Origin of the sequence: Sutcliffiella horikoshii (genome assembly GCF_020524325.1) — a bacterium.
GTDB lineage: Bacteria > Bacillota > Bacilli > Bacillales > Bacillaceae_I > Sutcliffiella_A > Sutcliffiella_A horikoshii_D.
In genome coordinates this window covers 198,869-224,466 of sequence record NZ_JAIVKY010000008.1, presented here as the reverse complement: position 1 = coordinate 224,466, position 25,598 = coordinate 198,869, and the positions used below count along the sequence as shown (strand labels likewise).

The following is a 25,598-nucleotide window of genomic DNA, read 5'->3' as shown; positions in this document are numbered from 1 at the left end:
TATTAATTCCTCCCTTAGTTTAGGTATCTATTAATCTTCCAATAAATTGTAAGCTGGAAGTGTTAAAAACTCAGCAAAGTTATCATCCTTGATTAGGTTTTCAAAAAGAGCGGCCGCCTGATCGAGCTTACCTTCCGAAAAGCGATTAGTGCCTACTTTTTCAATGATGGCCTGTTTTTCTTCCTGAACCAGTTGTTTAACCAACTCAAGTGTAATTTGTGTTCCATCCTCTAATTCGGCTTTGGGATGTCTAACCCATTGCCATACTTGGGACCTGGATATTTCCGCTGTAGCCGCATCTTCCATTAGATGAAAGATTGGTACCGCGCCACTTCCATCCAACCATGCGGCAATATACTCCATCCCGACATGAATGTTTTTCCGCAAACCATCTTCAGTTATGGTACCTTCAGGAATCTGAACAAGCTCTTTAGGGTTTGCTGTGACATCTTCTCTTTTTATGTGCAACTGATTCTGGCCTTCCATATTTCCATTGAACACTTCCAATGCCACTGGAACTAATGCTGGATGCGCCACCCACGTTCCATCATGTCCATCTTTCACTTCTCGAAGTTTATCTTCCCTTACTTTTGCAAATGCCTGAGAATTAGCTTCCTCATCATTTTTCACAGGAATCTGCGCTGCCATGCCGCCGATTGCAAAGGCACCGCGTTTATGGCAAGTCTGTATGACCAATTGAGTGTAAGCTCTCATAAATGGCACTGCCATAGTTACTTGGCTTCTGTCCGGTAAAAGGAAGGATGGATCATTTCTGAACTTCTTTATAAAGCTGAAAATATAATCCCATCGACCACAATTGAGTCCTGCTGCATGCTCTTTCAGCTCGTAAAGGATCTCATCCATTTCAAAAGCTGCCGTGATTGTTTCAATCAATACCGTTGCCTTAATTGTTCCTTGTGCAATCCCGAGTTCCTTCTGGGCAAATACAAACACATCATTCCATAACCTTGCCTCTTGATGACTTTCAAGCTTCGGAAGATAAAAATATGGAGCGCTTCCATTTCCTTGCAAGACCTTTGCATTATGGAAGAAATACAACCCAAAGTCGAAAAGGCTTCCAGAAACTGATTCATTGTTAATTTGCATATGCTTTTCTTCCAAGTGCCATCCTCTTGGCCTGACAAGAAGGGTGGCGATTTCTTTGTTCAGTTTGTACTCTTTTCCGTTTGAAGCTGTGAAGTCAATTTTGCGCTGATTTGCATCACGCAAATTGATTTGTCCTTCTATCATGTTGCTCCAAGTCGGGGAGGATGCATCCTCAAAGTCCGCCATAAACACCTTCGCTCCAGAGTTAAGTGCATGAATAATCATCTTGCGGTCAACCGGACCCGTTATTTCCACTCTTCTGTCTAGAAGGTCATGTGGAATTTCGTTCACTTTCCAGTCACTGGTTCGAATAGCTTTTGTACTATCAAGGAAATTTAGTTGTTCTCCCCGATCGATTCTTTCTTGCCTAACTTTTCTTTCGGCTAATAATTCTTTTCTGCGCTCATTAAAAGTGTGATGAAGTTTCTCGATGAATGATAATGCTTCCTGTGTTAGTACAGTTTCATAGCCATTTTTCATTTGACCTGTAACGCTTATTCCTGTTGTACCAGTATTCACGATATACTTGCTCCTCTCTTGTTATGAAACAGTTAGTATATTTGTATTGTATTATATAACAGTATGTTCATGATAAAAAGACTTTTTTGAAAATTTATTTACAAATATTTTTCGACATGGGAAAAAAGAGCAAAAAACCGGGCATAAACTGTCCGGTTTAAATGAAGTCTATGAACGTCGCTGTTCCTTTCCGCATATGGCTTCGCTTTCCGCGAGACGGTGCTTGAGCCTCCTCGCTGCGCTGTGGGGTCTCAAGCTACCGTTACTTCCCCGCTGGAGTCTCCGCCATTTGCTCCAATACACAGCTGAAATTCTAATAATCGATACGTTAATGCTTATTCAGTTGACAGGGTTAGGTGCTTTTCTTAAACCCTTCATTGAATGAAGACACCTTGTTGATTGCAGTGGAAGGCGCGCAGACGCCCGCGGGAGGAAGGGACAGGTGAGACCCCGCAACGAAGTGAGGAGGCTCACGGACCGCCCGCAGGCAAGCGAAGCGCCTGGAACGGAAATCAACTGTATTATCCAGCTTTCAATGTAATATAAGAAAGCACATCACTCACTCTTCCTCTACATACCGCTCCAAATAGGAGATTCTGTCCACCATGGAAGGATGAGTATATCGAAAAAACTTCACTAAGGCCGGTGGGTTCACTTCACTTAAACTAGATCTTGTAATTTCCTGAAAAGCTTCTATAGCAGGTTCTGTATCACCGGTCAGTTCAATCGCATACACGTCAGCCCTGTGTTCCTGATACCGTGATACTGCATTTGTTACCGGACTAGCAAGGAAAAGCAACAAAGACACCAGTAACAACAATAGCGGTAGTGAGGCAAGTTGGTTTAAGCTATTGATTTTCCACCCCTGACCGAACCTGTTTAGAAGTTTTCCTGCTGTTAAATAGATCAAGTAAAAGGCAAAGAAAGAAAACACGATGTATCCTGAAATGCCAATTACGATATGATTCATGTCATAATGACCCATTTCATGTGCCATGATAAAAAGAATCTCCTCTTCCTGAAGTTGAGTCAAGAGTGTATCCCATAGCACGATACGTGAGTTTCCGCCAACTCCAGTAACATACGCATTGATGCTATTTGTTTTTTCGGCCATGTTTACTTCATAGACTCTGTCGGCAGGAATATCCGCTTCAGCAGCCAATTCCAGGATTTTTGCTTCTAATTCTTTATCTTGTAGCTCGGTGAAATCATTGTATAAAGGATCTATGACAACCGGTTGGATATACATCATTAAAAATACAAATGGTATGAAACATCCCCAGGCAATTGCCCACCACCACTTGGAAAATTTACGGATAAGCATATAAAGAAGAAGGACCACTATCCACATAATGAGGATTCCTTCCCAAAATCCTACAACCTGGTCACGCATCCAACCGGAATAAGACTGAACGGTAATGCCATAGTCTTTTGAAAGAGAATAGCGCAAATAGCTTAATGGGTAATGAATAACTGTGCTAAATAAGGTCAGCCAAAAAAGATAAATTCCTGTTTGAAGGGTTTTATATTTTGTGACGTTCTCTGCCCATCCTTGAATGGCCCTTGCCCCACCTAAAACAAGAAGAAGGAAATAAAAAATCCATTCCACTGGAAGCGTTAGAAAGTAGAAGGTATTTCGTATCTTCGAATACTCTTCTGTAATCATCAGTTCCTGGTTACTTAAAAAAGTGGTTGGATCCGCTTTTGTCCCTGCAAGTTCAGCCGGAAGGGACGTATCTGCACCAATCCATATGTAAAAAGTCACTGCTAAAGCATAGAGAATGTAGCCAACCAACGTTAGAGAAACCGTCTTTTTCACATTTCCGCACCTCCTTGTCCTAAATACCCTGTTATATTCTATGCCACCATATAAAAAATAAGCAGGCTATCAAAAAGAAAAGCCTACTTACTTCATTCATTATTGACCAACCAGCCAGGAATACACACTCAAAGCTGCGATCGAGCTAACTACAACAAGAATGACGTTTGCTCCGAAATAAGCTACAATAAACGCTACTGTCGCGCCAATCACGCCATACATAATATCTTCATTGATCAGGAAGATGCCAGGAACAATTAAGGCCCCTAGTGTTGCATAAGGGACATTCTTCAATACCGCCTGTACGAATGGCGGTAGCTCCTTGCCCTGGAACATGACAAACGGTATCAGCCTTGGAAGATAGGTGACGACAGCCATTCCGACAATCATCATGAGGATGTTACTATTCATCTGACTTCTCCTCCTTTGACCATTTCGCGAATAGAAGCTCGATTCCAACAGCACTCGTAATGGTCGCAAGTACAATGGACCAACCAGCTGCAATACCAATCACCAAAGAAAATACAGAATTAAGGATAGCTGCAGTCCCAGCAAGCACTACCACTTTTCGGTGTCTTTTTAAAGAAGGCATTAACAAGCCTACAAACATGGCATAAAGGGCAACCGCCATGCTTTCCTGAAGAGATGAGGGTAAACTGCTGCCGATGACATACCCGATTCCTGAGCTTACTACCCAACTGGAATAGGCGATTAAGATAACTCCAAACATATACCCTGTCTGTATGGTTCCCTCTTTGGTCGCAGTGACAGAAAAGGTTTCATCTGTAATCCCAAATGAGAAGAGTGACTTTTTCCAGAGGCTATTCTCTTCCACCTTTTCATTTAGGGAAGCGCTCATTAGAAAGTGACGAATGTTTAAAATAAATGTGGTCATGACAATCTCAAAAACTCCTGACCCTAACACAATCATATTCAAAGACATATATTGTGCCGCTCCTGCAAATACGAGCAAACTCATCAGGACCGTTTCTGTAACCGTTAGACCAGCGGATTTGGACAAAAGTCCGAACGTAATGGCGATTGGTATATACCCGATTGCAATGCTGACTCCAGCTTGCAACCCGTTGCGAAAAGAAGAGGTTTTTCTAGCTGCGATGGTCGTTGCCACTGTGCATTTCTCCTATACTAGTAAATTGAATTATTTATAAATATACTAGTAGTTTACTGGAAATGTAAAGAGTATTTCGAAAGACGAGATAAAATAGAAAAACCGGTTAAAGCCACCCGGTCTTCCTCATGATAAAAAACTTTAATTGTATGGTTAACCGCCGCTGTTACTTTCCGCAAATGGCTTCGCTTTCCGCGGGACGGTGCTTGAGCCTCCTCGCTGCGCTGTGGGGTCTCAAGCTACCGTTACTCCCCCGCTGGAGTCTCCGCCATTTGCTCCAATCCACAGCTGAAAATAGCGTAAAGTTAAGTTAATCCTTTTACAGCTAACTCGGTTAGAGGACTTTTCACTAGCCCTTAAATGAATGAAGCCATCTTGTTGATTGGAGTGGAAGGCGCGCAGACGCCCGCGGGAGGAAGGGACAGGTGAGACCCCACAGGCGCAGCCGAGGAGGCTCACGGACCGCCCGCAGGCAAGCTAAGCGCCTGGAACGGAAATCAACCGTATTATAGATTTTCTTACTCTTTCAAAAAAACTCCCTCTTCATAAAGAAGAGAGAGTCCCATAAAAATTTATTTCCCTTTAAATTCTGGAGCGCGTTTTTCCCCAAACGCAACAAGCGCCTCCACGCGGTCCTCAGTCGGTATGATCACTTCATATGCTTTCCGTTCGATCTGCAAGCCTGTCTGCATATCCACTCCCATACCTTGGCGGATGGCAAACTTCGCCTGCTGTACAGCTACAGGGCCATTCTTTAACATTTCCTGTGCAAGCTCCATGGCTCCATCAAGCGCATGGGAGGCTTCATCTACTAATCTGGTAATCAATCCAAAACTGTAAGCCTCTTCCCCAGAAAAACGGCGAGCAGTCAGAATTAGCTCCATCGCTTTTGCTTCCCCGATAATACGCGGAAGACGCTGCGTTCCACCAGCACCTGGAATGATGGCTAAGCTTGTTTCTGTTAGTCCCATTTTCACCTCTTTGCCCGTCACACGGAAATCACATGCAAGAAGAAGCTCCATCCCGCCTCCAAATGCATATCCATTTATAGCTGCGATTGTCGGCTGCGGCAAGTCGGCAATGCGGTTGAACACATCCCCGATTTTGTAAACATTACGTCTTACTTGCTGTTCGGTAAGGCCTCTTCTTTCCTTGAGGTCCGCTCCAACACTAAATGCTTTCTCCCCTGTCGCTGTAATCACTACCACACGGACGTCAGCATTAGTACGAAGCTCCTCCGCTACATTTCCCAATTCTACTAACATATCATAATTAAACGCATTCATCGCATCTGGGCGGTTTAGCGTTACGGTTGCTACATGATCTTTTACCTCTACTGCAATATAACTCATATCTGTCCTACTCCCTCCAAGATTGTTAGCGGTTACATATTTCGCTATTTTATACATTCTCTACAGAGAGCAAAATTCCTTTATACACCCAGTTTTTCTTTTAAAGCTCTTCTTAGAATCTTCCCAGTTGTGTTCTTCGGAAGCTCTTCTAAAAATTCAATAGATGTTGGAACTTTATATTTTGCTAGACGCTCCGCACAATAAGCGAGTAGATCTGATTCACTGATTGAAGCATTTGTTACGACAAAACACTTTATCGCTTCACCGAACTTAGGGTCAGGCACCCCGACAACTGCCACTTCCACCACATTTTCATGACTGTAAAGAACCTCTTCCACTTCACGAGGATAAACATTGTAGCCTCCTACAATGATCATGTCTTTTTTACGGTCCACGATATAGAAGTACCCATCTTCGTCCATTTTTGCTAGGTCGCCTGTATAAAGCCAACCATCACGTATGGCAACGGATGTCTCTTCTGGCATTTTATAATACCCTGACATGACATTCGGTCCTCTGACAACAAGTTCCCCAACTTCTCCCGGTGCCACTTCTTCTCCAAGTTCATTCACGACTTTATTTTCGACATTTACGATTGTCGTCCCGATAGAACCAGCTTTTCGAGGCTTATCTAACGGATTGAAACATGTAACAGGAGATGCCTCTGATAACCCGTACCCTTCTGAGATGATAACGTTGTATTTCTTTTCGAAATTTTTCAATAGTGCAACAGGCATCGAAGCTCCACCAGAAATGCAAAGTCTTAATGATTTCAAATCTTCTACATCCCCTGTTGATTGTAAAAGGAAATTGTACATAGTCGGAACTCCAGCAAACACAGTTGCCTCATATTCTTTTACCACATCGAATATAACCTGTGGGCTGAACCTTGGAACAATAATCACTGTCGCGCCGTTCATCAATGGTGCATTCAATGCTACTGTCAAACAGAATACATGGAACATTGGCAGAGTCGCTACTACTTTATCCGTATCGTTCATCTTCAAAAAGTCCGCGGAATCCTTAGCATTGCGATACAAGTTCTTATGTGTCAGCATTGCCCCTTTCGGCTTGCCTGTAGTCCCGGATGTATAAAGAATTACAGCCACATCGTCATCCTTCAGTTCCGGACCTTCATATGTAAAGCTTCCAGAAGCCATTATGGATGTAAACGATTTCAATTTAGGATAAACTGATAGTTGTTCAAGTGGAAAATCTTTCGCTTTCTCTTTTCCGTCAGGTGTTTCGCAAATAATGTAATGCTCCGTTAAAGGCAGGTGACCATGAAGCTTTTCAAAAAGTGGAACAAGAAGGTCTAAGGTGATGATGGCTTTAACATCGCCATCTCTAAGGATGTAAGAAAGTTCGTCTGGAGTATAGATTGGGTTGATAGGAATAACAGTGGCACCAATTCGTGCCGCACCATATAGTCCAAGGACAAAGTATGGCGAGTTTCCAACAACAAGCCCGATATGATCCCCCTGGGTAATTCCCATCTTCTCAAGCCCTGTAGCAAATGCGTTTATTGCAGCGTTCAACTCTGCGTAAGTTTTTGAATCCCCTTCAAAAATATACGCTTCTTTCATTGGATTTGTTTTCGCTGTTAGTGCCAATTGTGATGAAATATTCAAATGTTTCATCTCCCCTTCGAGTAAATTGAATGAATGACCATTCATAAATCTCCCATTATCCATTATAGTAGATTGCTAGATATCTGTCATTATATTATGTCGATAAAATTAAAATTTTCAGATAAAATATTTTACTATAAAAAAAGAGCAGGGAATCCCTGCCCCATGCTCTTGAAATTAATATATTAGATCAATCAATTCATCTCTGGTAATATTTCCAAAATAATGTTTTACATCTATTCCTTTTAGAGCATGTGATATTTCTGTTTTCTCATATTTCACGCCTGATAAAAGGTTTTCGACTTCTGACACATCTCCAACACCGAAGAAATCTCCATAAATCTTGCAGTTTTCAATTTTTCCTTTTGTTACATCCAAGCGCACATCAATCTGCCCAACTGGAAAGCGATGGGAATGCTGAAGGTTAAATTTCGGTGACTTACCATAATTCCAATCCCAGTTTTGGTAACGTTCTTTGGAAAGTTCGTAAATGTTCTTCCAATCTTCCTCTGTTAGTTCGTACTTAGGGATATCTTTGGATTTAAAGATTGCCTCCAATAAAAGCTGACGGAACTGTTCAATTGTAATATCTTCGTTTAAGAATTCTTTAATATTTGCCACACGGCTGCGAATCGATTTAATCCCTTTAGACTCAATTTTATCCTTCTTCACATTCAATGCAGAAACGACATGCTCAATTTCTGAATCAAACAACAACGTACCGTGACTGAACATGCGTCCTTTTGTAGAGAATTGCGCGTTCCCAGAAATTTTGCGTCCTTCCGCAAGAATGTCATTGCGCCCGCTCATTTCCGCCTCTACTCCAAGGCTCTTTAGTGCCTCGACAACAGGTGCCGTGAACTTTTTAAAGTTATGAAAACTCTCTCCGTCATCTTTTGTGATAAAACTGAAGTTCAGGTTTCCATGATCATGATAGACCGCTCCACCACCAGATAATCTGCGTACCACATGAATGCCATTGTCATCAACATACTTTGTATTGATTTCTTCTACACTATTCTGATTCTTTCCGATGATGATGGAAGGCTCATTGATGTAAAAAAGCAGATAGGTATCTTCAATATCGAGATTTTTAAGGGCATATTCTTCTATCGCCAAATTGATTCTTGGATCTGTAATTCCGTTATTATCTATAAAAAGCATCATTTCTTTCCACTCTCCCAACTAAATCCTTTATGTGCTAAATCGATTTTTCCTTTATAAATGCTTGCAGCCTCTTCTACCAACTGTTCTACCTCTCCAAAATGAGGAAGGTGCGTGAGCAATAGTTGAGGAACATTTGCATCTTGTGCAACCTTTGCCGCGTCATGGCTGTTCATATGTCCCGCGGCCTTGCCATCTTGGTGAGCATACAGATTACACTCACATATCAGTAAGTCTGTCCCTTTTGCAAAAGGGATGAATGATTCCTGATAACTTGTATCTGCCGTATACACAAATGAATCTTCGTCAGTAGATACCTTCATGGCATAACACGGTACAGGATGTGTTGTTTTCAGGAATTCTATTTTGAATGGTCCAACCTCGAGCGGCAGAGAAGGATCATATGCAATTCCTTTTGTATATTCTTTATGATCAAGTGTGGAAAATCCTTGCATGTCCTCCTGATGCCCGTAGATAGGAAGTTGCGTCACTGATTTGCCCATATAAAATGAAATCAGCCTCGCAAATTGCAATGGACCTATGTCCGCCACATGATCGTGATGGTAATGTGATAAAATCACTGCATCAAGCTCTGTTACCTCTATGTAATTCTGAAGCTGTGCTAATACACCACTTCCACAATCAATCAATAATTTAAAATTTTCATGCTCGACCAAATACCCAGAAGTTGCACTATTAACAGCTGGATATCCTCCCCAAAACCCTACCACAGTAAGCTTCATGGCTATACATCACCCTTCTAATGGTTTCCAAAATCAAGTCTACCATATCCCTGCCCATTTTCCTATTTCGATGAGTTGTTTTAAAACAGTTGTTGACAGGACAAGCTCTGTTATAATACAATAAAAACAAATAAGAAAACGGAGGGTGATAACATGTTGATTAAAAGTACAGAATTTTTCAAAACCTTACCACCTAAAAAATGCGTTGAATGCAAAAAAACAATGGATGAGCAGCACGAGTGCTACGGCAACCATTGCGATGAGTGTATGTCCAGTCAGTTAAAATAAATGGTATTTAACAGCCAGGGAATTTGCTAGATTCATAGCGGATTCCCTGGTTTTTTGATGTACGCCGCTGTTGATTTCCGCAAACGGCTTCGCTTTCCGCGGGGCGACCTTGAGCCTCCTCACAACGCTTCAGGGGTCTCAACATTGCCGCTACTCCCCCGCAGGAGTCTTCGCCTTTTGCTCCAATCATCAGCTAGCAAATCTCACACTCTATTAGAAATAACAAAAAGAGCACTCATCCCCATAAGTGCTCTTCTTTCTATTATTCTATACGTAAACCCCTTGTTTGACCGTTGATTCTCGAACGATAAGCTCAAGATCATATTCATAAATTTCCTTATGACGATAGCGTTTGGAACGCACCTTTTCCATCATGACCTGGAAGGCTTTACGCGCCATTTCATCAATCGGCTGATAGACGGTTGTGATCGTAGGTTCCACTAGCTCCGTAATAGCCTGATTGTCAAAGCCCACTACTGCAAGATCTTCTGGGATCTTCCAGCCTGTGCGCTTTGCCTCTGAAATAATACCGGCTGCCACTTCATCCCCGCCTGTAAAAATGGCACTTGGTTTTTCCTTCAACTCCAAAATCTCCTGAAACACCCTTCTCCCATCCTCGATGGTAAAGGCATCACGGAAGGAAAACTCTTCACGAAATTCCACATTGAATTCCGCCAGCGCTTTTTTAAAGCCTGCCTCCCTGCTTTTGGCGACATTGCTTTTATAGCCGCCAGTACAATAGGCTATCTTGCGGTGACCAAGTTCCAATAGGTGCTTGGTGGATATGTAACCGCCATATGTCTGGTCAAGCCTTACAGACGGTACATCTGCTTCTTCTTCAAACTCATTGCACAAAACGATCGGTCCATATTCTAAAAACGGTTCTATTATATTCCAGTCATTTTGTATAGAGGAAAGGATAATCCCGTCCACTTGTTTCGTTTTTAACAAGTTCAGATAATCAAGTTCCTTTTTCTTTGAATACTTAGTCTGACAGATGATGAGCTGGTAACCGTTTTCGGCTGCAGCCATTTCCATCCGTTCAATCAGTTCACTGAAAAATGGATTCATCACACGTGGTATGAGTAATGCTACCATTTCGGTCTTCTGGCTTCTCAGACTTCTTGCAGATGAATTTGGAACATAACCAAGTTCACTCATTGCATTTGATACAAGCACACGCTTCTTTTCCGATACATACGGGTGGTTATTTATGACACGGGAAACAGTGGTCCTTGATAACCCTGCCAATCTTGCTACATCTTCTATTGTTGCCACGAGTCTCGCCACCTTAGCTGAAATTAATAGGTTAGTAGAATGGTTGAAATCGTTTTCATAACTACTAGTATAAAAGGAAATGTAAGTGTTTTCAATAAAAATTTTACAATTAGTTAAATTAAAATAGAAGAGACCGCAAATTAATGCGGCCTCCTAAGTAATAACCTCTATTAACTTAATGGTGCGTGTTCAACAGAAGTCTTGTCTTGCTTTTTGAACTTGTACACAAAATATGCCCATGTACCTGCAAGTAAAACAACCATGAATCCACCTAAAATCATCGCGTTTTCCCACATGTATCCGATGTCACCACTTGATATAACCGCTTTGAATCCTGATACAGAATAGGTCATTGGCAATAAAAGATTGAACGGTTGAAGTGCATTTGGAATTAGTTCTAACGGAAATGTTCCCGCACTTGTTGTTAATTGCAAAATCAGAATTATTATGGCAACAAAGCGGCCTGGGTCCCCAAGTGACGTTACCAAAAACTGAACTAGGGCAATAAATGTAAAGGAAGTTATAATACTAAACAAAATAAATAATGTCATGCTCTTTACTTCTACACCCAATCCTAAAATCAATACTGCATCTGCAAGCAACGCCTGAAGAACTCCTACTACAGCAAGAACTGCTACTTTCCCCGTAAACCATGCTGTTCCTGAGCGAGGAATCCCTGCAGGCTCACGCATTGGAAATACGATAGATAGTAAGAGTGCACCTACAAAAAGACCAAGAGACAAGAAGTAAGGTGCAAAACCTGTTCCATAGTTAGGAACCCCGTTCTCCACTTCTGATTTTACTTTTACTGGTTCTGAAATCATATCAAAGGTTTTGTCAGTCCCCTTAACTTCCCCGGACTTTTCAGAAGCATCTTTCAATTTACCTTCAAGTTCATCTGTTCCTTCACCGACTTCAAACAAACCGGAGGAGATTTTATTTGAACCTTCTGCAAGTTCTTGTGTCCCTTGTTGAAATTGTTTGGATCCCCCGTCAAGCTGTTCCATACCGGCTAAAAGCTGACCAGAACCTTCTGCTAACTTTTTGCCACCCTCATTGGCTTCACCTAATTTTTCACCAAACTGTGTTAGTCCTTGGTTAAATTCTGTTTGACCCTTAAGAAGTTTTGATGAACCTTCTGATAGTTGTGCAGATCCATTTGCTAGTTCTGACAAACCAGCTTGAAAGTTTAAATGGCCGTCTGCAAACTTTCTGCTATTTTCCGCTAAGGAAGAAGAGCCTGTATTTAATTCTAAAGCTCCCTGTTCAAGAGCCATCAGCCCTTGGGAAAATTCACCACTGCCATTAATCAAGCGGTCAAAAGAAGCATTGATTTCTGCCTGTTGTTCTTCGCTTGCCTGCTCTATCATTGGTTCAAGAGCTTGTTTCAATTGAATCATTCCTTGATTCAATTTTTCTGCTTTTTCTTGTGCTTGTGAAGCCCCCTCTTCAAGCTTGGAGGTCCCCGCATTTAATTCTGCAGCACCATCTGCCAAGCTTCCTGCTCCATTTGTGAGTTCTTCTTGAGCAGCTCGCAACTGTGACATACCTTCATTGCTTTTTGCTAGACCATCGTTAAGAGTTGCTGCTCCCGTTTGGAGTTGCTCAGATGCTGTAGACAATTTACCTTGACCTTCAAGCAATTGGCCCAAACCTATTGATAGGTCCTGATTTCCCTTATGGATATCTTTAACGGCACCATAGGCCTTTCCAACTCCATCTTGGAATACAATCGATTTTTCTGCCGCCTGTTCCAATCCTTTTTTCAAAGCAACCGAGCCATCATGTAACTCATGGACACCATTGTTTAGTTTACTAGTACCGTCTGCTGCATCTTTGTATCCGTCTGCCATCTTTTCTAAATTAGCAAACATCGCTTCAGCATAGGTACTTGTCAACTCTTTGGACACTTCTTCTTTGATTTTCTCTACAGCTGTCGACCCAATTTGAGCAGAAAGAAAATTGTAGCTCTCATTGGGAACGAACTTCATTTCCAATGAAGATGGATTCTCATCTAAAAGCGTGGTGGCATTATCTGAAAAATCATCAGGAATTTCAATGACCATATAGTACTGCTGTTTGTCCAACCCTTCGTATGCCACTTCCTTCGAAACAAACTCCCATTTAAAACCATCATTTTTCTTCAAATTTTCTTGTAGATCTTTCCCTATCGTTAATGGCTCCCCTTCGTATTCAGCACCTTCATCTAAATTGACCACTGCCACTGGAAGTTCATCCAGTTTCTCATATGGATCCCAAAAAGCCCACAAAAACATGCCACTGTATAACAAAGGAATTAATAATACCGCTATTACAGGAATCAGGATTTTTTTATTTGTAAGTAATTCCTTCCACTCAAATATTACACTTTTCATCTTTTATTACCTCCATATTACATTGTGACCGTTTTTGTCATTTAGTCATTTTTACTCAAAATAGTAAGGATCATCAAGTTGATAATCCTTTGATAAAATACAATTCAAATAGATTGGCAATTTCCTCTTTGGATAATGGGGTATGGTGCTCCTCCCAGTCCACAACAAGCGCAACATAAAGCTTAAGCATTAAAAAGGCGGTTACTTCCGGGTCACACTTTCTGATTTCCCCTTTTTCTATGGCCTTTTCAATTCTTTCTTTAATAAAATTAATAATCATTTGCTCTAGGCGGTTAAGTTCTTGGTTGACTATCTTTGTCCCAAGTTCTTTTTCTTCTTGAATCAGTTTGACGGTTAATTGATGTTCATTTCGAAAATCAAGCAAGCTGATAAGGGCCCTATGAGCATTTTCAAAAAAGGATTGCTCGGGATTAATGGATTGGTCAGCTACTTCCTGCATCTCTCTTAGTATTCCAGCTACAATTTCACTAAAGAGCTCTTCTTTATTAGAATAAAAGGTATAAATCGTTCCTTTTCCAACGTTTGCAAGCTTGGCAACCTGATCCATCGTGGTAGCTTTGTATCCAAACAGTGAGAAGGATTTTAAAGCGGCTTCCAGGATACTTTGTTTGCGATCCATTTGATGGCTCCTTTCATCAATATGACTAAATGTCGATATCGGTCAATGAGTTTTATTATAGATGCTCTTTTTCAAAAAAGCAAATTCTATGTTAAGGTTTTGCATTATCCCGCTGTTCCTTTCCGCAAATGGCTTCGCTTTCCGCGGGACGGTGCTTGAGCCTCCTCGCTGCGCTGTGGGGTCTCAAGCTACCGTTACTCCCCCGCTGGAGTCTCCGCCATTTGCTCCAATCCACAGCTGAAAATAGCGTAAAGTTACGTTAATCCTTTTACAGCTAACTCGGTTAGAGGACTTTTCAATAACCCTTAAATGAACGAAGTCACCTTGTTGATTGGAGTGGAAGGCGCGCAGACGCCCGCGGGAGGAAGGGACAGGTGAGACCCCGGAAGGCGAAGCCTGAGGAGGCTCACGGACCGCCCGCAGGCAAGCGAAGCGCCTGGAACGGAAATCAACTGTATTACATACTTTCAAAAAAAAGTTCAGTCGCAATTATGCTACGACTGAACCTTTTGTTTATACCTGAACAACAGGTTTATTTTTTAAGCTATTTAACACCGCTTCTACTGCTGCTTCACCAGAATCGATGCAATCAGGCAATCCAACCCCTTCAAAAGAGCTTCCAGCAAGATATACTCCCGGCATCTCTTCTGATAGGCGGTCATTCATTTCCTTTAGCATCTTTTTATGTCCAACAGCATATTGTGGCATTGCTTCTCTCCAGCGAGTGACAATCGTAAATTCAGGGTCTGCACCGACTTCCATGATTTTGTTAAGGTCATCCAGTACGACTTTCTTTATTTCCTCATCACTCTGATCAACAATTGCTTCCTCTCCTACTCTACCAACATAACAACGAAGGATCACTTTTCCTTTTGGTGTTGTATGCGGCCACTTTTTGTGGGTCCAGGTACAAGCTGTAATCGTATAATCGTTGTTTCTTGACACGACAAATCCAGTACCGTCAATGTCTTGTTTCAGTGCTGATTCATCAAATGCCATTGCAATGGTCGCAACAGATGTAGAGGACATCTGTTGAAGTGGAGCAAGGTAATCCGCACCAGGAATCAGGCCAGCTGTAGCATGATGAGGAGTTGAGATGATGACATTATCACATTGGATGGTTTTCCCATTACTTAAAGATAGAGAATATTGGTCCTCCGTTTTTTTTATGGAATCAACTTTCACCGCTTTTAAAATGGTCACTTGATCTAGCTTTTCTTCCAGCGCATCCACAAGCGTTTGTAGTCCCCCGCGCAACGTCTGGAACATGCCTTTTTTCTTCTGGGCAGGTGCAGGCTTTTGTTTAGGAGTTGTTTGTTTCATCCCAAGTATTAAGCTGCGGTATTTTTCTTCCACCTGTTGAAATTGCGGGAAGGTAGCTTGAAGACTTAGTTTATCGATGTCACCGGCATAAATGCCAGATAGCAACGGTTCAATTAAGTTTTCTACCACTTCATCCCCAAGTCTTCTGCGGAAGAAAGAACCAAGAGACTGGTCTTCCCCTCCATTATTTGAAGCAGGCAGAATCAGATCCGCTGCTGCACGCATTTTTCCAATCGGGGAAAATAAACCCGTAGTTACAAATGGAGACAGTTTTGTAGGAATTCCCATTACAGCCCCTTCTGGCATCGGATGCAGTTGTCCTTTAAGCAGGATGTAAGCCTGACCAGTTGAATTATGAACTAGTTGATCTTCAAGACCTACTTCTTTTACTAATCTTCCAGCACTTAACTTTCTAGCAAGAAAGCTATCTGGTCCACGTTCAATGGTAAACCCATCACGTTTGACTGTTTGGATCTTTCCTCCAAGTCGGTTGCTTGCTTCAATCAGGGTAATCTCTATATCAAGGTTTTTCTCTTTTTTTTCCTTTTGAAGATAATAGGCGGCAGCTAGGCCAGTAATGCCTCCACCGATGATGACAACCCTTTTTTTCTCCTCGTTCATGGTTTCATCGCCTTCTTTTCTAGATTTACTGAGTTACTTTCTTTAATTCATCCAATACGACCGTAGCCATCGCATCAATAAACTCTGGTTGTGTATTAGGCATTTCTGGACGATAGTACTTTGCTCCGATTTCATCTGTTACAATTTTACACTCGTAGTCATTGTCATATAAAACTTCCAAGTGATCAGATACAAAACCTACCGGAGTGTACACGAAGGAAGAATATCCTTTGTCTTTATGAAGGTCACGGGTGATGTCTTGAACATCCGGCCCCAACCATGGATCTGGTGTATTTCCTTCACTTTGCCATGCAATTTCGTAGTTCTTGACTCCTGCACCTTTTGCAATAAGGTCTGCCGTTTCTTGCAGTTGCTTTGGATATGGGTCTCCCATTTGGATGATTTTCTCCGGAAGGCTGTGTGCTGAAACGATCAAGACTGCTTTTTCTCGCTCTGCTTCATCCATAGATCCAAACGTTTCTTTCACTCTATCTACCCAGTACTGGATAAATTTCGGCTCATCATACCAGCTTTCAACAGAAACGATAGATGGGCCGCCGATTTTTTCTGCTTCTTCTTGTGCACGTCCATTGTATGATTTAACGCTGAAAGTGGAGAAGTGAGGAGCAAGTACGATGCTTACCGCTTCTTTTATTCCATCTGCTTTCATTTGCTGAACGGCATCTTCTACGAATGGTTCGATATGTTTTAAGCCAAGGTACACTTTAAATTCGATGTCGTCTTGGATGTTGTTTAGGTGTTCACCTAGTGCATTTGCTTGTTGTTCTGTGATGCGAGCTAGTGGCGAAATCCCGCCAATTGCGTCATATCTGTCGCGCAGGTCTTGCAGCATTTCGTCTGATGGTTTTCTGCCGCGACGGATGTGTGTGTAGTATCTTTCTAGGTCTTCTTCTTTATATGGTGTACCGTATGCCATTACCAACAAGCCCATTGTTTTTTTGGACATATAGTTTACCTCTTTTCTTTTCTGGTCTATTAGAATATTTCATGTGCTCCTGTAGATTTCCGCTCCGGTTGATCGCTTTCCGCGGGCGGTGCTTGAGCCACCTCGCTTCGCTGTGGGGTCTCAAGTCTATCGCTACCTCTCGCCGGAGTCGACCACCCCGCACTACAATCTACAGGTGAATCAGAACTTACTTATTAGAAGAATAGTCATGTACGAATGTTGCTAAACGTTTTAGTGTGTCTGGGTTTACTTGTGGGAATACGCCGTGTCCGAGGTTGAAGATGTAGCCCGGTTGTTGCATTCCTTGGTCAAGTATTGCTTTTGCTTTTTCTTCAATCACTTCCCATGGTGCTAAAAGAATAGCAGGGTCCAAGTTACCTTGAACAGGTTTTGTGATTCCACGCTCTCTTGCTTCTGAAATCGGTAAGCGCCAGTCAAGACCTACTACGTCAAGCGGAAGATCGTGCCATTCGTTTGCTAAGTGGCTTGCACCCACACCAAACATGATTAAAGGTACATTTTCTTCTTTCAAAGACGAGAAGATGCGATTCATTACTGGTTTAATGAAGTAGCGGTAGTCTTCTACATTCAATGCTCCAACCCAGCTATCAAAAATTTGGATTGCTTTTGCGCCCGCATGGATTTGGGAGCGAACATAGGTAATTGTCATATCAGCAAGTTTATCCATTAATGCAAACCAAGCTTTCGGTTCTGCATACATGAATGCTTTCGTTTTATTATAGTTTTTAGATGGGCCGCCTTCGATCATGTAGGAAGCAAGTGTAAAAGGTGCCCCTGCAAAGCCGATTAACGGAACATTCAATTGTTCCTTAGTTAAAAGTTTGATTGTATCTAATACATATGGAACGTCCTGTTCAGGATGAATTTCCCCAAGCTTTTCAACATCTTGTATCGAACGGATTGGGTTATCAATAACAGGTCCAATTCCGGATTTTATCTCCACATCTACACCAATTGCAGGAAGGGGACTCATGATGTCCTTATAAAGAATAGCTGCATCCACGTTATACTGATCAACAGGAAGCTTTGTCACATAAGCACAGAGCTCAGGTTGATGAGTAATTTCAAATAGAGAATACTTTTCTTTAATCTTTCTATATTCCGGTTGAGAACGTCCAGCTTGTCTCATATACCATAATGGGACATGTTCTGTCTTCTCTCCTCTACATGCTCGTAAAAATGTATCGTTAAATGTTGTTTGACTCAAAATGATGACCCCTTCCAAATGACTTTTTTCTACTTTTATTTCGTTACACTTCTGTCATGTTACACTATACCTATAAATGTAAGGAAAGTATAGAATGAGGGCTTATTGTTCATAAAATAGACGATTATTCCCCCACCTTCAAATGTGGCAGCAAGATCTCCACTGTCGATCCTATCTTTTCCTCACTGTGAATAGTTAACTGGCCACCGTGGTTTTCGATAATCTTCATCGAAACCATGAGGCCGAGGCCTGTGCCCTTTTCTTTCGTTGTAAAGAAAGGTTGTCCCACCTTATTGATGACCTCTTCTGCAATTCCCTCTCCTTCGTCCTTTATCACAAGGTTCACAAACCCATCCACCACTTGAGTATGAATGGTAATTTTCCCGCCACCCGGCATTGCTTCCATACCATTCTTTATTACATTGATTAGTACTTGTTTAATTTGATTGGGCTCACATTCCAACCATATGCAATCTTCAAAGTGAACGACCTCCATCACAACTTGGTGGATAAACGCTTCACTTTCAAGAAAGACGCAGACCTCCTGTATGAGCTCTTTTAGATTTTGCTTTTTAATTTTAATAGCCTGCGGTTTTGCAAGCGCCATAAATTCGTTGGTAATCTGGTTGATTCGTTCTAATTCTTTATCCATGATGGTGTAAAATTCTTTCTCTCTACTCTCCTTTGACAGCAGATGCACGAACCCTTTCAAGACCGTGACAGGATTTCTGATTTCATGGGCTACCCCCGCTGCGAGCTCTCCAATCACAGAAAGCTTTTCCGACTGCATAAGTGCTTCTTCCGTTCTCTTTTTGTCGGTAATATCTTTCATAAGAAAAACAAGTGCGATGATCTCTCCTTCGCTATTCTTTACGGGAGTGACCGTGATATTGAGGTCTACATGCTTTCCTTCCTTCGTTGCAGTTAGTAATTCAAACGATAGTTGCTTTTGCGTTTTTAACTTGCTGAGAAAAACACGTAATGAATTGGCAGATGTAAAGGAAAGAAAGCTTGTTTCGAGTCCAAGGATATCTTTTTCATCTACTTTAAACATTTTTTCAAATGATGCATTTACCTTTAAAATCGTACCTTTAAGGTCATATACCCCGATTGAGTCAGTTGTATTATTAAAGTACGCTTCTAGATACTCTTTCGTAGACAGAAGTTCTAAAGAGGTTTGTTTCTCTTTTTCCTCTGCCCTTTCTAAAAGGCTTCCTGTCAGCCTGCTCGAAAAGAGGAGGAATATCGTAACGAAAATGGAGAACAGGATAAAATACAATACATCCACTTTTAAATGATTAGAAAACACAATTTTGCTATAATCGATATAAAAAAATGATAGGGTAATACATGTCAAGAAACTAGCAATTAATATGGGTAAAATACGATTATATAAAGAAGACATAATTAAAGGCATGGTTAAAAAATAAAAATTAATCACGTCTTTATCTAGATAAGCAACCACCCAAAACGGAATAAAGGATGTACATACAATGACATACATCCCTCCCCTTGCTAGCTTAGGTCGTAGAACGAAGAAGGCTACCAGGGCACACCCAAAGCCTGCAGTGAGCAAGATGGTTGGAAGTATCTCCGGGAAAATAAAAAGGTTTGTTAACAGGTCTAAAATCAACAGCGTAACAAAGACAACCAGCATCAGCTTGTTTTTCTGATGGATGATATGTGCCTGTTCTAGGTTCAACCTTTTTTCATTAATCCAGGCTTCTTTTATATTTGATGCATATCGTGCAAACGTCGCTTGTACATTCATCTCCCGCTTCTCCTCAAACAGTACATTTCAAATTTTCTATATTGTGGGGTATGTAAAACACCGCTGTTGATTTCCGCAAATGGCTTCGCTTTCCTAGGGGCTGACGAGAGCCTCCTAGGCAAGCCTGCGGGGTCTCCACCTAGCGCTATCTCCATCAGGAGTCTCCGCCTTTTACTACAATCAACAGCTACAAATACTTTTTATCTAAAGGTCGGTTTTAATGTTTTGGATGGATTTCCTTCTTTTTTGGTTTGGGTGTTGTACGGAATGACGTAATATTCCGGAACATTAAATATGTTGATATTCTTAACAGAGTATTGATGATCTCCAGAAACTTCCCCAATCAAGCTCTCTTTGTCACCCGACACGGAATAGATTCTATAGACGATTCGATCATCTTCTGCTTCGCTCCACGTTAAGTCGACAGTAAATAAGCTAAAAGGATGAAACGTCATTGATCCCTTCAATTCGATGCTTTCCGGCATAGTGATGGGATTTTCCAAATCCGTTACTCCAACAGGAACGGAAAATGCTCCATTATCAAGCCCGGCATCTCGCAATATATCCTTCAACAGTCTTGTAGGATAAGCCCCACCTGCTGTTAGATGCTGCTCTGGAGTAGTCGTGTCATATCCCATCCACACGGTCCCGATTACATCTTGAGTATATCCGACAAACCAAGTATCCTTGATGGCATTATCTACCCCGGGGTAGTTTGTAGTACCCGTCTTTCCGGCAAGCTCCCCTTGCAGCTCACCCGCTTGTGCCGAACCGTCTTGAACGACTCCTTCAAGCATACGTGTCATGTTCCACGCTGTTTGAGGGCTGAATACTTTCTTTTCGGTTTTCTTGGCCTTGGCGATAACTTCCCCTTTTCTTGTTCTGATTTCCTGAATAAAATAAGGCTCCACAATCTTCCCATTATTGCCAAAGGATCGATAGGCTTTGGTTAGTTCTAAAGGAGTAACCCCTTCTTTCAACCCCCCGAGTGCAATAGCTAGTCCGTTATCTGGTATGGCAAGGTCTAACTTTTCAAGATAGCTTTTGCTTTTTTTGATTCCCAATTCATTTAATGCCCAAACTGCTGGTGCATTTAAAGAATCTTTAATCGCTTCATACATGGTCACTTCGGTTTTATATTGATGATGATAGTTTCTTGGTTTATAAACTTCTTCCCCATCTTTATAAGAAAGCAACTCATCTTTCAAAAGGCTGTAAGGCTCATATTGTCCTTCTTCCAATGCTGGAGCATAGACAGCCAAAGGTTTAAAGGTAGAACCAGGTTGTCTTTTGATATTGACGCGGTTAATCCCCTTGGTTACATAATTTCGGCCTCCAATAACAGCCAAAACGCCGCCATTGTGCTGATCCATCATGACGAACGCACCCTCTACCTGATCATTGGTGCCGGGGAAATATTGATTGTCTTGAAAGCGTTGAAAGGCAGCATCCTGAGCCGCAACATTCATCGGCACCAAGATCTTATATCCGCCTCTATGCAATTCCTCTGGAGTAAAACCGTATTTCTCTTCTGCTTCTTCCATCACCATATCAATGTAGGTTAGATAAGCCTGCTTTTCTTTTGATTCTACAACATCAAGGCCCAATGTTTTCCCCGTTAGTCCGACGGCTTCTTCCGCCTCAAGGTAACCTTGGTCTTCCATAAGGTGCAAGACAAGATCTCGTCTTTTTTTCGCTACCTCTGGATGATTAATGGGAGAGTACCCATTAGGTGCCTTTGGGAGAGCTGCCAACAAAGCCCCTTGCTCTACCGTCAAGTCTTCTACATTTTTATTAAAATAAAGCTGTGATGCCGTTTGGACGCCATAGGCACCATGCCCAAAATATATCTGATTTAAATACATTTCCAAGATCTCATTCTTTGTGTATCTTCGTTCAAGATTTATTGCTATCACAGCTTCTTTCGTTTTTCTGAGCCAAGATTTTTCATTGGTCAAGAAAATGTTTTTAGCCAGCTGCTGAGTGAGAGTGCTTCCCCCCTCTACTTTGCTTCTTGCCAAAATATCACGATAGACCGCTCTTCCAATTGCTCGAACATCAATCCCTCTATGTTCATAAAAGCGGTTATCTTCCACCGCCACAAATGCCTCTCTAACATGTGTAGGGATTTTATTTATCTCTACAATTTCCCTATTTTCAAAAAAAAGCGAGGCTATTTCATTTCCGTTTTCATCCACCATGGTTGTAGTAGAATCCATAATCAATTTCTTTTCATCAATGACATAGTCTCCTAAAAAAATGATAAAGATATAACCTATTAGTCCTATAAAAGCAATACATGCTAAGATAAATGGAAAAAGGAAGTACTTTTTTGACAAGATTGCTTTGATGTTTGGTAGCTTTATTTTGGATAATTTATTTCTCTTAAATCTTTCCAAAGTGGTTTACCTCCTCCTATGTACCGGGAATAATCATCTAGTAAGGTTAAATTGAAAGGTTATCCACCCTATATACTACCTTATTCTACATATTTTTTCTCGGGTTTCCCTTATTTTGTAATTATAATGTCGATATTAAACATAAAGGAGAGATAGAAGATGAATTTTTATATGACATTCGGAACCACGGATTATTTAAACGATGTAAAAAATAGTTTGGAAAGCGGGGAAAGCCTGCTAATGTTCGGGGAGGACAATGCGGTTCTTATGCACGAAACGGTTGAGCAGTCCAGCTTCAAATCAGGAAAGAATTTTGAAGTGCTTGATTCGAATGGCGATCTGTCAAAAGGGAAGTTTGCCGTATTGAATAATATTCCAGTAACAGATGAAGGCCGTCCTGTCTTTGAATATCGTTTCAGTCAAAGAGCAGGGTTGATTGAAAACGAACCTGGATTTGCAGCAATCCGTGTACTTCGTCCAGTAGGATCTGATACTTATGTTATTTTAACGCTATGGGAAGATGTTAAATATTTCAAGCAATGGCAAGAATCCAAAGCTTACGATAAAGCTCATGAAAAACGCGGAACTTCAGAAGGCGTTGATCAAAAACAACAGATTTTCCCCCGTCCTTCTTATGTAACAACCTATTATGCAGAGAAGACGGAACAAGACTGAATCTATTGCACAGCAAAAACCCGCCCTTCACCAAAGGCGGGTTTTTGCTTGCTTCACTTTTTCTCACGGAGGACTCCATGTCTATTCGCATATATCGCTGCTTGTGTTCTATCAGCAACCTGCAACTTACTTAAAATATTGCTCACATGCGTTTTTACGGTCTTGATCCCAATAAAAAGTTCTTCACTGATTTCTTGATTCGTCAAGCCGTCCCCTAGACACATGAGAACTTCAAGTTCCCTTTCTGTTAAATCATCATGAGGCAATTTGGATGGCGAACGAAATCTATTCATCATTTTACTTGCTACCTTTGGTTCAATGACAGGTTCATTTTGAACAGCTTTTTCAATCGCTTTAATAATATCTTCTGCCCTTGCCGTCTTCAACAAGTAGCTATACGCTCCGGCCTCAATCGCAGGAAAGACCTGTTCATCATCAAAGTAGCTAGTGATGATGATGATTTTACAAGTAGGGTGAAATTTGACAATTTCCCTGGTAGCTTCAATTCCTGTACCATTTTCCATCAGTAAGTCCATCAAGATGACATCAGGTTTTTCTTTCTTTGCAAGTTCAATGGCTGCCTGTCCGCTAGAACCCTCCCCGACAATTTCTATTCCGGGTTCCGTAATTAAATAAGCCAATAAACCTTTTCGCACCATATCATGATCATCAACAACCGCCACTCTAATCCTATCCATTTAGTTTTCCCCCTCTCGTATCGGGATATTGATTTCAATATGAGTTCCTTCCCCTTTTTTGGAACGGATGTGGAACTGTCCCCCTATTTCTTCACAGCGTTCACGCATCGTATGAAGACCAAAGGAAGCTTGTTTTTGTTGATTTATTTCAAACCCTTTACCGTTGTCACTAATAAATATGTATACATACTGATTTCCCTTTTGATGCATGTCCAACTTAACGATTGTGGCATCAGCATGTCTCAAAATATTGGATATCGCCTCTTGGATAATTCGAAAAAGATGATCTTCTGTGGCGCTTGATAACACCGTAATATCTTGAATGTCTTTTTGAAAGGTGATGGGAGTTCGATCCTCCAGCTCTTCCAATAATTTGTTTATTCCAACGCATAGCGTATCATTGGTCAATGAGACCGGTCGCAAATGAAGTAACAACGCTCTCATTTCTCCTTGTGCTTGAGCTGCAATAGTCGCGATATCCGTCAGTTGTTTTTTAGCCTCTTGCGGATAGGAGTCAAACATACGAATGGAAGCCGAAGACATGATGCTTAGCGCGAACAGCTGCTGACTTACCGAGTCATGAAGCTCCCTTGCAAGACGTTGCCTCTCTTCAATAGTTGCAGCATTATGGGCTTTGATTGCCAATTCATTTTTTTCTTCCGCCAGCTTTTGAAGGGATCTCACTTGGTTTTGTATTTTAATAGCAAGCTGATTGATGTCTTCCGCTAATCTACCCAACTCATCTTTTTGCCCAACTGCTATTCTTTCAGAAAATTTCCCTCTACCTAACGTTGCAATGTATGTGGAGATATCTTCCACTCTCTTTTTCATATATCCACTTTGCTTATAACCGAAATATAGGCTTGTGATGGCTAAAATCATAAAGGCCACAACCGTCAACAACATACTCCATTGAACATTGACGACTAAACCATCCGGATAGAAAAGTAGGACAACCTGGAGAAACAGGAAAAAAAGGAACGCGGATACAACCGATACAACCATAAAAGAACGGATATACCAAAATCGTAAACTCTCAATTTTTCTCCCCTTATTAGACACGATCAATTCGAACATCCCCTATTTTCATATCCAGCACAATGTTAAGCTTTCTAGTCGCCTCATTGTAGTTTTCAGATTCATAGTAAAGTTTGTTTCCTTTCCCTTCAGACGAATTACCCAATATATTCAAGTGCCCGATTTTCACTTTAGCTGTCACTTTAATTGGCAGGTCTTCTGGAACAAGCATTTTTAAATCCGCGACAACCCCCTTAATTTGGATACACGTTTCTTTGTCGGGTATATAGGCCTTACTAAAGTCAAAATAATAATCGCCCACCACATTCCATACCGACAATGGCTCCACAGCCCAATTTTGCTTATTCATTTTCATATCGCCGATTGTTATCACACGCTTTGAACTATTTCCATTCCAACTTACCTCTTCATCGGACTTATCATAGGTATCGAATACATCCTTGAACTCATCATTTTCCTTAGTAAATCTAATTGTGACTGGACGCTTGTTCACAAACAATTTCATTCCAATATAAACAATCAAGAGCGGCCACAGTTTCCAAAACATATGGACTTGAAAATCAATATAGCCTATACGGTCAACTAACAACAATCCTCCAAAAGCTAGTAGAAATAAGCTGATAAAAAGCGAACGCTTATGGAAAAATAAAGTATCTATTAATAATTTCAATCCAAATAGTACGATTAAAACCGGATAATAGGTGACAAAATACTCTTTTATTTCCAAGGAAATGACACCGATGTTGACAAGCAACAACATACTTCCTATAAAAACAAAGACAATTGCCATGATTTTTTGATTAAATGTTTTCATCTGATTTCCTAAAGCCCCC

Annotated in this window: 21 protein-coding genes; 2 read left to right on the top strand and 19 right to left on the bottom strand. The window is 41.2% G+C overall.

Annotation, left to right across the window (positions count from 1 at the left end; translation table 11 throughout):
• Window positions 1-30 precede the first annotated feature (30 nt).
• The 8 genes from aceB to LC091_RS13770 form a co-directional block, all read right to left on the bottom strand.
• On the bottom strand, window positions 31-1,626 hold the full coding sequence (aceB, locus tag LC091_RS13805; RefSeq protein WP_404819688.1) for a malate synthase A: 1,596 nt from the start codon (window positions 1,624-1,626) through the stop codon (window positions 31-33).
• Between the two features lie 559 nt (window positions 1,627-2,185).
• The gene (locus tag LC091_RS13800; protein WP_226682605.1) at window positions 2,186-3,445 is read right to left on the bottom strand and encodes a M48 family metallopeptidase; all 1,260 of its coding nucleotides are present in this window, start codon (window positions 3,443-3,445) and stop codon (window positions 2,186-2,188) included.
• A 99-nt stretch (window positions 3,446-3,544) separates the two neighbouring features.
• Window positions 3,545-3,856 carry an AzlD domain-containing protein gene (locus LC091_RS13795; protein WP_226682604.1) on the bottom strand — a complete coding sequence of 104 codons (312 nt, stop codon included), beginning with the start codon at window positions 3,854-3,856 and terminating at the stop codon, window positions 3,545-3,547.
• A complete protein-coding gene (locus tag LC091_RS13790; protein ID WP_226682603.1) occupies window positions 3,849-4,574 on the bottom strand; it encodes an AzlC family ABC transporter permease in 726 nt (241 codons plus the stop codon). Before LC091_RS13790 ends, LC091_RS13795 begins: the two co-directional genes overlap by 8 nt.
• A 572-nt stretch (window positions 4,575-5,146) precedes the next feature.
• Window positions 5,147-5,926, bottom strand: a complete 780-nt coding sequence (locus LC091_RS13785) for an enoyl-CoA hydratase-related protein (protein ID WP_226682602.1) — start codon at window positions 5,924-5,926, stop codon at window positions 5,147-5,149.
• An 80-nt stretch (window positions 5,927-6,006) separates the two neighbouring features.
• The gene (locus LC091_RS13780; RefSeq protein ID WP_226682601.1) at window positions 6,007-7,557 is read right to left on the bottom strand and encodes a fatty acid--CoA ligase family protein; all 1,551 of its coding nucleotides are present in this window, start codon (window positions 7,555-7,557) and stop codon (window positions 6,007-6,009) included.
• Window positions 7,558-7,734: 177 nt separating this feature from the next.
• Window positions 7,735-8,721 (bottom strand): lipoate--protein ligase, encoded by a 987-nt coding sequence (locus tag LC091_RS13775; RefSeq protein WP_226682751.1) that lies wholly within the window; start codon window positions 8,719-8,721, stop codon window positions 7,735-7,737.
• On the bottom strand, window positions 8,721-9,464 hold the full coding sequence (locus LC091_RS13770; RefSeq protein WP_226682600.1) for an MBL fold metallo-hydrolase: 744 nt from the start codon (window positions 9,462-9,464) through the stop codon (window positions 8,721-8,723). The genes LC091_RS13775 and LC091_RS13770 overlap by 1 nt, the downstream gene beginning before the upstream one ends.
• Before the next feature lie 153 nt (window positions 9,465-9,617).
• Here LC091_RS13770 and yhfH point away from each other — a divergent pair, with 153 nt between their 5' ends.
• Window positions 9,618-9,752: a protein YhfH gene (gene yhfH, locus LC091_RS13765; protein ID WP_082380846.1), complete on the top strand. Its 135-nt coding sequence runs from the start codon at window positions 9,618-9,620 to the stop codon at window positions 9,750-9,752.
• 267 nt (window positions 9,753-10,019) lie between these two features.
• Here yhfH and LC091_RS13760 read toward each other — a convergent pair whose 3' ends face one another.
• The 8 genes from LC091_RS13760 to LC091_RS13725 form a co-directional block, all read right to left on the bottom strand.
• Window positions 10,020-11,030 carry a LacI family DNA-binding transcriptional regulator gene (locus LC091_RS13760; RefSeq protein WP_226682599.1) on the bottom strand — a complete coding sequence of 337 codons (1,011 nt, stop codon included), beginning with the start codon at window positions 11,028-11,030 and terminating at the stop codon, window positions 10,020-10,022.
• A gap of 170 nt (window positions 11,031-11,200) precedes the next feature.
• Window positions 11,201-13,405 carry a YhgE/Pip domain-containing protein gene (locus LC091_RS13755; RefSeq protein ID WP_226682598.1) on the bottom strand — a complete coding sequence of 735 codons (2,205 nt, stop codon included), beginning with the start codon at window positions 13,403-13,405 and terminating at the stop codon, window positions 11,201-11,203.
• Between the two features lie 73 nt (window positions 13,406-13,478).
• Window positions 13,479-14,045 (bottom strand): TetR/AcrR family transcriptional regulator, encoded by a 567-nt coding sequence (locus LC091_RS13750; RefSeq protein WP_226682597.1) that lies wholly within the window; start codon window positions 14,043-14,045, stop codon window positions 13,479-13,481.
• Between the two features lie 513 nt (window positions 14,046-14,558).
• Window positions 14,559-15,989 (bottom strand): protoporphyrinogen oxidase, encoded by a 1,431-nt coding sequence (gene hemY / locus LC091_RS13745; protein WP_226682596.1) that lies wholly within the window; start codon window positions 15,987-15,989, stop codon window positions 14,559-14,561.
• A gap of 25 nt (window positions 15,990-16,014) precedes the next feature.
• Complete coding sequence (gene hemH / locus LC091_RS13740; RefSeq protein ID WP_226682595.1) at window positions 16,015-16,956, bottom strand: ferrochelatase; 942 nt, start codon at window positions 16,954-16,956, stop codon at window positions 16,015-16,017.
• 187 nt (window positions 16,957-17,143) lie between these two features.
• Window positions 17,144-18,184, bottom strand: a complete 1,041-nt coding sequence (hemE, locus tag LC091_RS13735; RefSeq protein ID WP_226682594.1) for a uroporphyrinogen decarboxylase — start codon at window positions 18,182-18,184, stop codon at window positions 17,144-17,146.
• Window positions 18,185-18,308: 124 nt separating this feature from the next.
• Complete coding sequence (locus tag LC091_RS13730; protein ID WP_226682593.1) at window positions 18,309-19,955, bottom strand: ATP-binding protein; 1,647 nt, start codon at window positions 19,953-19,955, stop codon at window positions 18,309-18,311.
• A gap of 200 nt (window positions 19,956-20,155) precedes the next feature.
• Window positions 20,156-22,306 carry a transglycosylase domain-containing protein gene (locus LC091_RS13725; protein WP_404819691.1) on the bottom strand — a complete coding sequence of 717 codons (2,151 nt, stop codon included), beginning with the start codon at window positions 22,304-22,306 and terminating at the stop codon, window positions 20,156-20,158.
• A 207-nt stretch (window positions 22,307-22,513) separates the two neighbouring features.
• Here LC091_RS13725 and LC091_RS13720 point away from each other — a divergent pair, with 207 nt between their 5' ends.
• Window positions 22,514-23,029 (top strand): antibiotic biosynthesis monooxygenase family protein, encoded by a 516-nt coding sequence (locus LC091_RS13720; RefSeq protein WP_226682592.1) that lies wholly within the window; start codon window positions 22,514-22,516, stop codon window positions 23,027-23,029.
• A gap of 53 nt (window positions 23,030-23,082) precedes the next feature.
• On the opposite strand, the gene LC091_RS13715 is transcribed toward LC091_RS13720, so the two are convergent.
• From LC091_RS13715 to liaF, 3 genes are read right to left on the bottom strand one after another with little or no spacing between them, the layout of a single operon-like run.
• On the bottom strand, window positions 23,083-23,727 hold the full coding sequence (locus LC091_RS13715; RefSeq protein WP_226682591.1) for a response regulator transcription factor: 645 nt from the start codon (window positions 23,725-23,727) through the stop codon (window positions 23,083-23,085).
• Complete coding sequence (locus LC091_RS13710) at window positions 23,728-24,804, bottom strand: sensor histidine kinase (RefSeq protein ID WP_226682590.1); 1,077 nt, start codon at window positions 24,802-24,804, stop codon at window positions 23,728-23,730. It lies immediately after the preceding gene.
• Window positions 24,782-25,579: a cell wall-active antibiotics response protein LiaF gene (gene liaF, locus LC091_RS13705; RefSeq protein WP_226682589.1), complete on the bottom strand. Its 798-nt coding sequence runs from the start codon at window positions 25,577-25,579 to the stop codon at window positions 24,782-24,784. Before liaF ends, LC091_RS13710 begins: the two co-directional genes overlap by 23 nt.
• Between the last annotated feature and the right edge of the window lie 19 nt (window positions 25,580-25,598).

Excerpts from the sequence above, each read along its gene's own strand:
- LC091_RS13795 (WP_226682604.1), bottom strand. The coding sequence starts at position 3,856 with ATGAATAGTAACATCCTCATGATGATTGTCGGAATGGCTGTCGTCACC.
- LC091_RS13785 (WP_226682602.1), bottom strand. The coding sequence starts at position 5,926 with ATGAGTTATATTGCAGTAGAGGTAAAAGATCATGTAGCAACCGTAACG.
- LC091_RS13775 (WP_226682751.1), bottom strand. The coding sequence starts at position 8,721 with ATGCTTTTTATAGATAATAACGGAATTACAGATCCAAGAATCAATTTG.
- LC091_RS13770 (WP_226682600.1), bottom strand. The coding sequence starts at position 9,464 with ATGAAGCTTACTGTGGTAGGGTTTTGGGGAGGATATCCAGCTGTTAAT.
- yhfH (WP_082380846.1), top strand. The coding sequence starts at position 9,618 with ATGTTGATTAAAAGTACAGAATTTTTCAAAACCTTACCACCTAAAAAA.
- LC091_RS13755 (WP_226682598.1), bottom strand. The coding sequence starts at position 13,405 with ATGAAAAGTGTAATATTTGAGTGGAAGGAATTACTTACAAATAAAAAA.
- LC091_RS13750 (WP_226682597.1), bottom strand. The coding sequence starts at position 14,045 with ATGGATCGCAAACAAAGTATCCTGGAAGCCGCTTTAAAATCCTTCTCA.
- hemY (WP_226682596.1), bottom strand. The coding sequence starts at position 15,989 with ATGAACGAGGAGAAAAAAAGGGTTGTCATCATCGGTGGAGGCATTACT.
- hemH (WP_226682595.1), bottom strand. The coding sequence starts at position 16,956 with ATGTCCAAAAAAACAATGGGCTTGTTGGTAATGGCATACGGTACACCA.
- LC091_RS13730 (WP_226682593.1), bottom strand. The coding sequence starts at position 19,955 with ATGAATGTACAAGCGACGTTTGCACGATATGCATCAAATATAAAAGAA.
- LC091_RS13720 (WP_226682592.1), top strand. The coding sequence starts at position 22,514 with ATGAATTTTTATATGACATTCGGAACCACGGATTATTTAAACGATGTA.
- LC091_RS13715 (WP_226682591.1), bottom strand. The coding sequence starts at position 23,727 with ATGGATAGGATTAGAGTGGCGGTTGTTGATGATCATGATATGGTGCGA.
- LC091_RS13710 (WP_226682590.1), bottom strand. The coding sequence starts at position 24,804 with ATGTTCGAATTGATCGTGTCTAATAAGGGGAGAAAAATTGAGAGTTTA.
- liaF (WP_226682589.1), bottom strand. The coding sequence starts at position 25,579 with ATGAAAACATTTAATCAAAAAATCATGGCAATTGTCTTTGTTTTTATA.